Origin of the sequence: Legionella sp. PC1000, from assembly GCF_014109805.1 — a bacterium.
Classification (GTDB): Bacteria; Pseudomonadota; Gammaproteobacteria; order Legionellales; family Legionellaceae; genus Legionella; species Legionella resiliens.
Genome location: NZ_CP059400.1, coordinates 1447738 through 1460264 on the forward strand (window position 1 = coordinate 1447738; position 12527 = coordinate 1460264).

Sequence of the window (12527 nt, forward strand, 5' to 3'; positions counted from 1 at the left end):
TATGAAATATCGCACAAACGATCACAATTACATACCTCATCAAGCATCTTTTCGGGATCCCTCTGGATTTATTTTTACCCATCAGGGAAACATTCACAGGCAGGTAAATTTAATTTACCGCCCTCATTACGATCATTTGATTCACTCAGGATTATATAAGAGGCTAACTGATAAAAATTGGCTTGTTTCACATACAGAAATGGAGCCAGATCCATTTTCCGAGGACGCTTACAAGATTTTACGTCCCACGCCGCTTCAGTTTATTTCTTATCCCTATGAATGGTCGTTCAGTCAACTTAAGGATGCAGCACTACTTACGCTTGATTTACAAGAGCTCTCACTCGAGTATGGGATGACCATCAAGGATGCCTCTGCATACAATGTGCAGTTTGAACAAGGGCATGCTGTATTCATTGACACGCTTTCTTTTGAACTCTATGAGGAAGGGCAGCCTTGGGCGGCTTACAAACAATTTTGCCAACACTTCCTGGCACCTCTGGTTTTAATGGCAAAAAAAGATATAAGGCTGGGGCAACTGTTGCGAGTCTATATTGATGGTATCCCTCTTTGTCTGGCAAGCTCTTTACTCTCAAAACGTTCCTGGACAAATCCTGGACTGTTAATGCATCTTCATCTCCATGCGAGAATGCAAAAGTTATATTCTCAAACGAATAAAACGAAGCGACGCTCAGGCAATCAACGAGCAGCTCAACTCAGTAAGAAGGGATTTATTGGCCTCTTGCACTCTTTGCGACATACAATCCAAAAACTTGACTGGAAACCCGTGGGAACGGAATGGGCAGATTACTATCAGGCAACAAATTATTCGGATTCGTCATTTGCAGAAAAGAACAGAATCGTGAAACAGTATTTGCAATTGTCCAAGCCGAAAGTAGTGTGGGATCTTGGGGCAAATACAGGACATTTCAGCCGTTTGGCTAATGAAATGGGAGCAACAACAACGCTTGCTTTTGATGTTGATCCCGCAGCAGTAGAAATAAACTATCGAAGGATCAAAGAGCAAAAACATCATTCACCATTGCCTCTCTTACTGGAGTTAACAAATCCAACCCCAAATTTGGGTTGGTCTAACAAGGAACGAGATTCTTTGATGGATCGGGGGCCTGCGGATTGCATTATGGCGCTCGCATTGATTCATCACCTGGCAATATCAAACAATATACCCTTGGAGCGCATCGCTGCTTTTTTCGCAGAAATAGGTGATCATTTGATTATTGAGTTTGTACCCAAGTCAGATAGCCAGGTTAAACGCTTGCTGCAATCCAGAAAAGATATTTTTGAAAACTATACACGAGAATATTTTGAAAAGGCGTTTAGTACTTATTTTTCAATAAGCTGCATTAATGAAGTATCAGGATCTGAACGAATACTTTATTTGATGACAAAAAACAAAGAGATCAGCCCGAATTAAGGAGGATATAACATGAGAAATACTTCAATATTAAGTGTATTGACTACATCTGCGCTAACATTTTTGTTGTTAAATAGTTCGCCTGCCTACGCATATTTGGATCCAGGGACTGGAAGTGTGATTTTACAGGGGATTATAGGTGCTATCACCGCAGGTATGGTGATACTAAGAATTTATTGGCATCGATTACTCAGCTTCTTAGGTTTTAGAAAGAATGAGAGTGAAGAAAAGATTAATGAATGAGAATTTCCAGTAAAGTTAATAAGGAAACGATGTCATTCGTAATTATTAACTGAACGCTATTTGGATAATATGGATGATCACCATCCGGATTAGGCTACGGCAAAATCAGAATTATTGTATAACCTTGACGGCATAAGACAAGGACAAGGGGAATGTAATTTTTCTCAAGAGGAACGGGTAGATCGCATAAGCATTCAAATCTATAAAAAAAGCGAGTCTTTTGGGTATCACTGATACAGAGGCTAACTTACAGACAATTACTAAAGAAGTAAGCCAACAATTTAAAGGTTTAATCCACAACGTCAGCTGTTTGTTTGCAATGGTGATTCATTTACCTTGAAGGGAGAATCCTCGTTGCAAGCACCTGACTTGTATCTTTAAATATTGGTTCACACTCAAGACGCAGTGGCATGGCTCAACTCTGCATTTGTTTACTCCACTTAAGCCATAAAAATCCAGATAACAATCTAAACTTGTAATTATTTCCCCGTAGAAAAATAGCTTATACTGATTATTCGGATACTTATTTAAGCTAAATTTAGCTCAAATTAAGATTAGGGCTTTTACATGGAACACTATGAAGCAATGGCATGCATTAACTATTGAAGAAACGGAAAAATTACTAGCGAAAGAAACACATTATGGCATCAATGAGCTTAAAGATATTGAGTCAGTCTATTGGTACCACATATTAGTTCGACAGTTCACTAATATTTTAATTTTAGCTTTACTGCTAGCAACAATTTTATCCTTTATTCTAGGGGATATGATCGATGCAATCGCAATTCTTGTCATTATTATTTTTAATGGTCTTTTAGGATTTATTCAAGAGTGGAAAGCACATACAGCCATCCAAAAATTAAAAAAAATGCTTTCTCCTAAGTGCAGAATTATTCGCGATGGGAAAGAGGAAATAATTCATGCAAATAAACTCATCCCAGGTGATCGTGTACTATTAGATGCTGGAAATATTGTGCCTGCTGATATTCGGCTAATCAGGGCAGTAAACCTTATGGTTAATGAAGCTGCTTTAACAGGGGAATCAGCGCCAATAGCTAAAATTACTAAACCTTTGCCAAAAGAAACTATTCTTTTAGAAAGAAAAAATATGGCATATATGGGGACTCATGTTGTTAATGGGCATGGACAAGGCTTAGTTGTTGCCATTGGCATGAATACGGAATTTGGCCGCATAGCTAAAATGACAGGGACTATCATTGAAGAAAAAACAACGCTTCAAAAACAATTGTCCAATCTTGGACGACAATTTGGATTTTTAGCCTTGTTTATTTCAGCTACAGTTATATTAATTGGAATGTTGTTTGGTCATGACATAATCAATCTGTTGTTGACAGGGGTATCCCTGGCAGTGGCTACTATTCCTGAAGGTCTTCCTGCTGTGGTCACTATCGCTCTTGCTGTAGGAGCACGAGCTATGTCACATAAGAAAGCTTTGCTTCGCCAACTTCAGGCAGCAGAAACATTGGGGGCTGTTTCGGTTATTTGCACAGATAAAACAGGAACACTCACCAAAAATGAAATGAAAGTTCAGAAAATTTGGTTGCAGGGTGAATTCATTGATATTACTGGAACAAGTTACGAACCAAAGGGCGAATTTATAGCAAAGGGACAATCAATAGACCCAAAATCGATCCCGGGATTGATTGTGTTGCTTGATACAGGGCGCAAATGCAATCATGCCCGCATTCACCAAGAGGAAACAAGCTGGAAAGCAATAGGCTCGCCGGATGAAGCGGCCTTAATTGTCGCTGCCTTAAAATCAGGCCTAAGCCAAGAATATCAAAGCCATTTTATTAATGAGTTTACATTTGATTCAACCCGAAAGCGAATGTCTATTATTGAAGAAACAGAAGAGTGTCAAATTGTTCATGTAAAAGGAGCTCCTGAAGTGATTTTACCATTGTGTACTCACTATTTGACACGCGACAATGAAATCAAACTTATGTCTCAATACCAACTCATAATAGAGAAAGCGTACAATAATTTTGCCGAAGAAGGGCTTCGTACCCTGGCACTAGCACGGAAAGTAATACCCAAGCAAGCTGAGTTAACAGTAGATGAAGCAGAAAGTAATTTAACATTTCTTGGAATTGTTGGTTTAATTGATCCACCACGAAAAGAAGTTCCTGATGCTTTAGAGACCGCAAAAAAAGCGGGTATCAAAGTTATTATGATAACGGGTGATTCGCCTGTAACCGCACATGCAATCGCCAAACAGATTGGTCTAAATATTCAGAAAATTGTTACGAGTAGCGAATTAGAAAAAATTAATGATAATAATTTAAATCTTTTATTGAAAGAAGACATCCTTTTTGCAAGAACAATTCCTAAAGACAAATTGCGTATTGTAAGTTTATTACAAAAACAAGGACAATTAGTAGCCATGACTGGTGATGGTGTAAATGATGCACCAGCGCTTAAACAAGCTGATATTGGAATTGCAATGGGAATACGTGGAACGGATGTTGCCCGAAGTGTAGCAGATATTGTCTTACTCGATGACAATTTTGCTTCAATTATTGCTGCAGTAAAAGAAGGCAGGCGTCAATATACTAACATCCGAAAATTTGTGCTTTTTCTCGCATCATCGAACATCGGAGAAGCCCTGGCTGTCCTTATTAATATTATGCTGAGCGGCCGGTTAATTATGGTCCCTATTCAAATTCTTTGGATTAACTTAATTACTGACAGTGCTACAGCGCTCTCATTAAGTGTTGAAGAAGCTGAAAAGGACATTATGAGTACACATCCACGACAAGCGAATCAGTCAATTTTGGATCGCACGTCTTTCTTTTTATTAGGTTTATTTGGCTCCTATATTGGGATTGTAACGTTTCTTATTTATAAGTTCTATTCATCGCAATCTTATGCTTTAGCCAATACTATTGCCTTTACAACTTTAGCAGTTATGTCTAACATCCATGCCTTGAATTTCAGAAATTTATATAAACCAATTAAAGAGATAGGATGGTTCTCAAATAAATGGATTTTAATTGCAATTTCAAGTATGTTAGGACTTCAAATTGCGGCCATTTATACACCTGGATTACAGCGTATTTTACATACTGTACCAATATCTATAATGAACTGGTCTGTGATTATAATATGTTCCTTGCCACTTTTTTTGTTACCAGAGCTTTATAAGTATTTAAAAAACCTGAAAGATAACTCTAAATAATTTTTCTACTTTTTATAATCTTAAAAAGGGGCTAGAAAAATGCTCAGTAAGAAGCACCTTTTTTCCACTTTACTAAATTTATTCATAATAAACTCTAATATAATGAATTCAGCGTATGCTGTTGGCAAAAGAGTTTGAAATAGGGCTATAATGATTGAACGGATGTAATTTTCACAGGGAAGGTTCCAAATGAGAAAGCTATTTCAATGGTTCGTTGAATTTCTTGATGCTATTGTTGGTGTTTCGGAAGATAAATCCAATAATTGCTATATAAGTGTTTATGAGGCTCGGGAAAAATATGAAGCCGGTTTGATTAGTATGCACGAGTACAATGAAACCCTTAAACGCAAGGATTTAATTTAAGAAACGCTTGTCCGCGGGACGTAGGGATAAACTGACGATACCTCAGGACACCTTGGAGTTTCTGAATTAGCTCAAAAATTAACTTCTTAATAGCAAAGCTAGGTTGGATCTTTAGATCCAACACTAATCTAAGTTGCACCATAGAGTGTTGAGTCAAAATGCCCTGAGGTATCGTCAGTTTTTTTGATGAGAAACCTCCACTAAATTTTTCACCTACGTACCGCGTTTCATTTTTTCGCCTCCGTACCGCGCTCTATGCGCGGTATCCAGGGGATCTTGCTATAAAAATGCTCAGCGGCATCTTGAAATATCGTTCTGGATACCGCGCATAGAGCGCGGTACGTAGAGAAATTTAAGCGATACATAGAGAAATTTAAAATGAGAAACTGACGTTACCTCAGGGCAAAATGACCCAAACTACTTGTTGTTGTTTCCTGGGTGAGGAGGTTCAATAGCGGCAATATGAATTACTCGTTTCATTATCAAATGCTGTAGAGCTGTAGGATTCAACTGTATTCCCTTCGATTATCCCATAAAAGAAATTATTGAAGAATGCAGCAGCTCCCGTCTTCCTTGGGTTTATTCTCTTCATCTTTCCTCATGCCCTTGACAACACTTTTCATCTTTTGCTGTATTTCCTGCTGCTGAGGTTCTGGGGACTTTGGACTAGGTTCTAGTTGCAATTCTTCCTGCTGCTGAGGTTCTGAGGGCTTTAGACTCGGTGTTGCTTTGGGGGTGAGTTCCAGCTCCTCCTGTTTTTTCAGTTCTTTCTCCCCTCGAGGCTCTTCTCTAGTAGGAAGAGGTCTTGTTTTGGGATCGAACTCCACTAAAGTATATGGTTTGATACTATCTTCCTCCTTGTTCAAGCACTCTTCTTGATTTTTAGCCATATCATTGTAAGGTTTGCTTTGGCCTACAAGTATAATAGGTTTTCCGTCTTTTGACCTATAAATAGCTGCAGCACCATATTTATAGGAAGGATCCGCAGGATTTACATCTTTTTCCTGTTGCACTAAAATTTTGGGTCCTTCCCCCTTAAAATGTGCGCGTAAGTTATGAGCGAAAGTTAAAGCTTTTCCAGTATTTAATGCCACTCCTTTTTCGAAAATTTGTATTTCTTCGATCTCTGAGGCGGGTATCGTTTCTAGCAACCCATTTCCTCCTGGGACACTTCCAATTTGGATGTTGCTTATAAATGGGGTATTACCATGATAAAGCCCAACATCGCCATTTTTAAATATAAATACAGCTGGAAAACATGAATCTAATGAATGAGTGAATAAAATCCTCTTATCGTTTGCCTTTAATATTCCTATAGTTCCACGTTCTGCCTCTATTCCTCCTCCTTGAGCTGCTTCACTCATCGCCAAAGCAGAAGTATGATAAGTGCCAGGCGATAATTCATGTGTTGATTTGATTTGGGGACTGCTATCAACCCCGGTTCCAATTGATAATGTGGGCATTGTATACTCCAAAAAAGCAAACAATCTATCGATAATAATAGATTATATAGTACTCTTTTGCTTTGATATGATCGAATTATATTGCTATGGTTCACTGTTCCAAGAATATTTTTTTAAATCAACACGACCATTGATAATAACAATGCCTTCTTTTTCTAACAGTTCTTTCTGCAGTAAATAGTTGGGGTCCCCCCTAGGAAATGAGAGTACTCCTCGGGATTTCAGGACGCGATGCCAGGGAAGATTATGACTCATTGTACAGGAATGAAGAAGCCATCCAACTCCACGTGCCCCTCGCGAGTGTCCTGCCAGTCTGGCAATATCCCCATAAGTTACAACTTTACCTCGAGGTATTGATTTAATTAACTTAAGTACTTCTTTTGAAAACTCAGTTTGTATGTTCATTCTTCCAAAAGTTAGTGCATCTATTTTTCTTTTACAGGGAGTGTACCTTATTTGTTGAAAGACGAAAGCTATTTTCAATTTAAGAAAGTGGTGGTGGGGTCTATTGGAAAGCAGATGCAGCAACCGCATTGAACTAAAAATTCAAAACTGCTGCTTTGTTTTTTTTATTTGATCATAAAATAGAAAATTGGTTTATAATTGCGCATCTGCCGTCTAAAGCGCGCAAACCTTGTTAATTTTTTGTTAATTTTTCTAATTTAGAATGTCGCAACAACTGAGCGTGCTGAACTACTGTTATGAAAATTTATAGTAAAATTGATTACTTAGGATTTCAGGAGGTTTATACTCATGGAGATGTGCTCCCAAAGGATATAGAAAAACCAGAGAAAGAACCATTTATCATCCTAACATTACCCGCAGACACCTCGAATATTTCTTATCTAATCCAGAATTTTCCCCTGTTTAAAAAATTGGGATACTGTGAAGTCCGAGATCAGACACAAATTTTAACAATTACCAGCAAAAGAAAAGTTGGGATTGTTATCAATGCACTTCTTTCAAGTCCTGACTACAATCACAGTCAAAATGGTGCTTTACTCGAGCGTTTAGGGTTGTTACAACAAGAATTGGCTAAAACAACCAAAATTTACAATCCACCTCATAAAAGTAAAGAGCGCGCCCAATATCATTCTGCTCCTATTGAAATTATAAGAGAAACGGATGCACCAAAACCGTCCCATAGCGCTGAGAAAGTAAAAAAAGTGGATAAACTCCCTATAGAAATTCTAAAAACGGAAGAGTCTGGAAGAAGAATTACTGAAATTGAAGCCTTCAATGGCATGTGTTATCGCCTTTTATTAAATGACCGTACACCTAGAGTTAGAAGTGTCCATGACAATCAAGGTAATCGAGTGGGGGTTATTTCTAGGGAAATCGATAATTTTCAATCCTTACATGATTACTATTTAAAGCAAAAGAAGCTAATGGGTAACTTGCGTTCTCCCCGGCAGATAGACCTGGTTAAATCAGGTATTGGTAGAATATTAGGTGCTGCCTATACTGAGGAAGAGAACGATCTGCATGGGGGTAATATTGGCTATGATCCAATCAATCTAATATCCTACAAAATTGATCATGATCAAGCAACCTGGCCAATCACCTCAAAATACAAAAACATAAATCCTAATAAACCGCTTTACAAGGGTAACGAACGAGCCTATGGCATAAAACCTAGGGATGCTTTTCCTATAACTCAAAGAGATATTACAAACTTCCCGCATTTACGCGATGCAAAACCGCGTAATTTTCCTGATGAAACTGACAGCGGCATTTTAGACCTGGGAGGGATTGAAGATAATCCTGATTTTATCAAAGATGTTTTTTCGGTTTTTCTTAAAAGAGCCTTATTCAATGAGAAAATTTATCGAGCCATTGCAAATGAAACGATTGGAAATCCCAAATTGCGAGAAGAATTGGTAGCTCACAAAACACGACGTAGTGAACTACTAAAAGCAGAACTTATAAAGAATAAAAAATTTTTAAAATTTCTTATCGAAAATCCTGATTTAAAAAAACAAATCATTGATGAGTTTCGAGAATATAATGCTAACTATAGGGAAAATAGTCCTTTGCGTCTTGATCTTGAAGATTTAGGAAATAAATTTGATATTCTTGTTGAGCAAACATCAGAGCAAATAAATGTGCCAGAAAGTGTAGAACTATTTAAAAGATATTATATCCCGGATCAAGATGTAAATGCATATGAGTATAAAACAGCTCTTAGAGATTCATCGCTACGAAAAGAAGAAACAAAAAGTCATCTCAAATCGGGGCTTCATGTTAATGAGGCTGAAGCTGAATTTATTTTTAATAAACTCAAGAGAATATGGTTAAGTGATCCTATAAATTCTCCAGAGAATATTATTGAAAGGAATGCAGAAAAAACTCTTGCGAATATTTTAGCAGATATCATTAGACTCGATGGTAAAATTGGAATTTTCGGTGGTGAAACACGTAGACTAGATAATGACCATGAAATTACCATATCCAGGGGTGCTGCAGCCATTTTTGATCTGTATCAAAAACATCAAAATGGTGAACTTCCTACAGCGGTTGAAACCTTAGAGGTGATTATTGGACAAGCAGCCATTGCAAATGCTTATCAAGGCCATACCTGGTTTAATCGCCGTCAGCCTGAAACATCGGATTTTTATAATAAGATTGTTGCTATTCAGCATAGAAGGCTTACTGAAGATGTAAGTCATAAAATAAAAACAGAAGACCAACTCTACGGGGTCTGTTTCTAAAGCATTCATGGATCTTACTTTTACCTTTTGCTAAGATGAGGCGAATTTTCAATAAAGTTTGGATACTATGTTGGAAGACGCTATCCCTGAAGAAATTCAAGATATGATATATTCTTTCTTCAAGGAAAGAGAGCTTTTCATCACAAGTCAGGTATCTAAACGTTCTTTAACAATTTCAAGGCGCCGGCTTTTGGAAGAGTCTTATTCTTTGATTCAAAACTTAATAAAATTATCTTTGGAAAGCACTTCTTTATCGAGCTTATTAATCAATCTGCATGGCGCCTATAATGAATCATGCAAATTTGAAAAAATGTTCATCGCATTCAAAATTAAATTTAAAGAATTATCAGATGATAATTTATTCAATATAAGGAAAGGTATTATTGACATTTCTCTCCGTTATATCAAAAAAAAAATGCAAAACCAGTCTGTTGAATATGATAAAGAAACTCAAAAGCTTATGACCCAATACGATGCCTCAATAAATAAGGCGAGTATGAGTAATGAATCACGTTCCACCATGTATGAAATCGTTTACGCTAAAATGGAAGAGCAAACAAACCGATATAACGATTTTTTACAAAGGGAGTTGGCACTCTGGCAGACTCGCCTTGAAGAAATCAATTCGAAGCATAAAGTAATTTTGTGTGTTTTATGACGTATATCCTGCTTTTTGTAGCTCTAATCCAATGCAATAAAATCGGAGGGTTCTCTATCAATAAACTGTTTTATCAATTGCTCCCAAAAAGGTCGATATAAAGCATTAAATAAAGGATGTGAATCATCAATGGGAAAACAGGGACCATGATTCACTTCCAGTAACCAAAGCTTAGCATTCGCCTCAACCATAAAATCAATACCAAAACAGGCAATCCGAGGCTGACTGTCTTGCCAAATGGTTGCAAATTGATTTTTCAAGGTCTTTATTACGAGCTGGCAGATAGAAATAATATTTGATTTATAGGGTTGGAAGATTGCCATCTCATCACTTAATCGTTGAATGACATTGAATCGTTCATCACTGAGATGTTCATTAGTAAGATGCGCTTCCAGCTGGCTGAAATTATCTTCTTGATAAGGTTTTAGGGCAATATTTAAATAGCCGCTGGGAAAGAGTGCTGATCCTGCATGGGTAGATACAACTAATAATTGTCGAATGGAAAATTTATGACCGGATACGGGCCCTTGAATGAGTAACGGTTTAACGATATAACGCTGCAGAACTTGGGGGCCTCCCATACGCTGATGTGAGAGAAAATGTGCCTCAACATCATTTAAATCATGAAATATATGAATATGTTGACCGTTATTTAACATGGAGGGTTTTAATATCCAAGGGCTATTGGCAGATTGTGAACTATCAATTTTAGCTAATACAGAAGGCCAAATCTGATCATCAATATAAAGGGTCTCAGGCATCAAATATTCGAGTTGATTTGCTTGTAGAAAAGCTGCCAGCAGATGTTTGTACTCCAAGGTTTCGCTAACCATAGATGGAAACTGAAGCCAGGATTCATTGACGGACGCCAGCGCTGAAAATCTGCTTGGCTTCCATCCACCAGCTTTCAAAAACCGTGCTAGATTAGCATGCGTTGGTGACGTTTCTGTTACTAAATGAAATTTTCTCATAATTTTTCGTCAATTCTGACATTTCATAACAAGTATAGTCTTGATTCAATGAAGTTTTGCTGCAAGGTTTAGGGAAACTGTATCGTTTAAGAAACAAGGATCATTTTTAAAAGAGTTATTTTATTCCAATTTGTTATACGGCATATATATTCTATTTGAACCCTATCTGCGATTTTTTTAGTCTTTTCTGGTGCATTTCGCTCTAATATTGTGAAATAAAATATTAAATTAGTTCTATATAGGAAAAGTTTATCATAAAGTTTCCAGCAGATTCTTTGAAGAAAAGAAAAATCATAACTTCGAATTTAATACGTAAATTCGATCCATAGCGCTTTCTTCGATAAAATGAGGCGTCATTCGAATTAGGTAATCCCTTATTGCTTGCAATATTTTTGATTGTATATGACACATTTTCCCTATCTCCCATGATTTAGTTACTATATATCGTACTTTTTTAATGCGAGTTGCATTATATGCAGATAAAGCATGTTCATTTAAACCATGTTTTTTTAGAGATAATGTTAAAGTCAGTGCATCTTCTATAGCTTGTGCGGCTCCTTGTCCTAAATTAGGTGTCATCGCATGAGCAGCATCTCCAAGTAAACAAATTCTATTATAATTCCACTGTTTTATTCGTTTTAATTCAGATATATCGGTTTGAATAATTTGCTCAGGCTGCATGTTTTGGAACAATTCAACCTCGGAAGTCAAATACTTCTCAGCAAAAGTTAATAACATCTGATATCTCTCATCATTAGGTATAAAACACGATTGTTTTGCATCAAAAGTGAGATACCAATACATTTCTTTCTCACTAATCAATGAATATCCCAATCGATGGCCAGGTGCCCAAATCTCATACGCCTCATGCCTCCCCTTAGTAATTCCAGATAAATTAATTACTCCTCTAAAACTACTTGTTCCTGAATACCTTATCGGAGTGTTTCCGAACACTAAATTTCTTATGGTTGAGTGGATTCCATCAGCACCAATAAGAATCTTTGCAGTAATCTTTTCTCCGTTTTCAAGAATGACGGACACATTGGAATCGTGGTGTTTTAGGTTTTTAATATGTGAATTAAATTGTATTGACTGAAAGCCTGTTTTCTCGACTAAGAAATTTAATAATCGAGCACGATGCAGGGCCAGTAGTGTAAATTTATATTTATCTAAATAATTATTTAAATTTGTTTCTCTGAGTTTACCCGAAAAAGCAGAAATTAAATTAATCTGATTAATGCAATAACCTAGAGGAAAAAGATCCTTGAGTATTTCTATTTGCTCATAAACTTGTAATGCATTCGGAGGGAGCCAGATACCTGCTCCTATAGCACCAGGCTCCGAATTACGTTCCAAAACTGTTGTTAAAAAGCCAGCTTGCTTGCAGGCTATTGCACAAGTTAATCCCCCCATTCCAGCTCCAATAATCAAAATGTCTACATTTTTTGAAGGCATAAAAAATATCCTGGCGTTTTAAGTTCTCACAT

10 protein-coding genes are annotated in these 12527 nt (G+C 37.0%); 6 read left to right on the forward strand and 4 right to left on the reverse strand.

Going from position 1 to position 12527, the window contains the following annotated elements:
* Position 1 precedes the first annotated feature (1 nt).
* From FOLKNPGA_RS06330 to FOLKNPGA_RS06345, 4 genes are all read left to right on the forward strand, one after another.
* Positions 2 to 1432: an SAM-dependent methyltransferase gene (locus FOLKNPGA_RS06330; protein ID WP_182352195.1), complete on the forward strand. Its 1431-nt coding sequence runs from the start codon at positions 2 to 4 to the stop codon at positions 1430 to 1432.
* A gap of 12 nt (positions 1433 to 1444) precedes the next feature.
* The gene (locus tag FOLKNPGA_RS06335) at positions 1445 to 1675 is read left to right on the forward strand and encodes a hypothetical protein (protein ID WP_182352196.1); all 231 of its coding nucleotides are present in this window, start codon (positions 1445 to 1447) and stop codon (positions 1673 to 1675) included.
* 577 nt (positions 1676 to 2252) lie between these two features.
* Positions 2253 to 4874 carry a cation-transporting P-type ATPase gene (locus tag FOLKNPGA_RS06340; protein WP_182352197.1) on the forward strand — a complete coding sequence of 874 codons (2622 nt, stop codon included), beginning with the start codon at positions 2253 to 2255 and terminating at the stop codon, positions 4872 to 4874.
* A gap of 189 nt (positions 4875 to 5063) precedes the next feature.
* Positions 5064 to 5237: a hypothetical protein gene (locus FOLKNPGA_RS06345; RefSeq protein ID WP_182352198.1), complete on the forward strand. Its 174-nt coding sequence runs from the start codon at positions 5064 to 5066 to the stop codon at positions 5235 to 5237.
* Between the two features lie 542 nt (positions 5238 to 5779).
* On the opposite strand, the gene FOLKNPGA_RS06350 is transcribed toward FOLKNPGA_RS06345, so the two are convergent.
* Together FOLKNPGA_RS06350 and FOLKNPGA_RS06355 are read right to left on the reverse strand one after the other, a co-directional pair.
* The gene (locus tag FOLKNPGA_RS06350; protein WP_182352199.1) at positions 5780 to 6700 is read right to left on the reverse strand and encodes a hypothetical protein; all 921 of its coding nucleotides are present in this window, start codon (positions 6698 to 6700) and stop codon (positions 5780 to 5782) included.
* A gap of 84 nt (positions 6701 to 6784) precedes the next feature.
* On the reverse strand, positions 6785 to 7105 hold the full coding sequence (locus FOLKNPGA_RS06355) for an MGMT family protein (protein ID WP_182352200.1): 321 nt from the start codon (positions 7103 to 7105) through the stop codon (positions 6785 to 6787).
* A gap of 296 nt (positions 7106 to 7401) precedes the next feature.
* On the opposite strand from FOLKNPGA_RS06355, the gene FOLKNPGA_RS06360 reads away from it, so the two are divergent.
* Both FOLKNPGA_RS06360 and FOLKNPGA_RS06365 read left to right on the forward strand, forming a co-directional pair.
* Positions 7402 to 9411 carry a hypothetical protein gene (locus FOLKNPGA_RS06360; RefSeq protein ID WP_182352201.1) on the forward strand — a complete coding sequence of 670 codons (2010 nt, stop codon included), beginning with the start codon at positions 7402 to 7404 and terminating at the stop codon, positions 9409 to 9411.
* A gap of 67 nt (positions 9412 to 9478) precedes the next feature.
* Complete coding sequence (locus FOLKNPGA_RS06365; RefSeq protein ID WP_182352202.1) at positions 9479 to 10069, forward strand: hypothetical protein; 591 nt, start codon at positions 9479 to 9481, stop codon at positions 10067 to 10069.
* Positions 10070 to 10092: 23 nt separating this feature from the next.
* Here the strand turns inward: FOLKNPGA_RS06365 and FOLKNPGA_RS06370 are convergent, their stop codons facing one another.
* Both FOLKNPGA_RS06370 and FOLKNPGA_RS06375 read right to left on the reverse strand, forming a co-directional pair.
* On the reverse strand, positions 10093 to 11040 hold the full coding sequence (locus FOLKNPGA_RS06370; RefSeq protein WP_182352203.1) for a tubulin-tyrosine ligase: 948 nt from the start codon (positions 11038 to 11040) through the stop codon (positions 10093 to 10095).
* Positions 11041 to 11331: 291 nt separating this feature from the next.
* Complete coding sequence (locus FOLKNPGA_RS06375) at positions 11332 to 12495, reverse strand: FAD-dependent monooxygenase (RefSeq protein WP_182352204.1); 1164 nt, start codon at positions 12493 to 12495, stop codon at positions 11332 to 11334.
* Between the last annotated feature and the right edge of the window lie 32 nt (positions 12496 to 12527).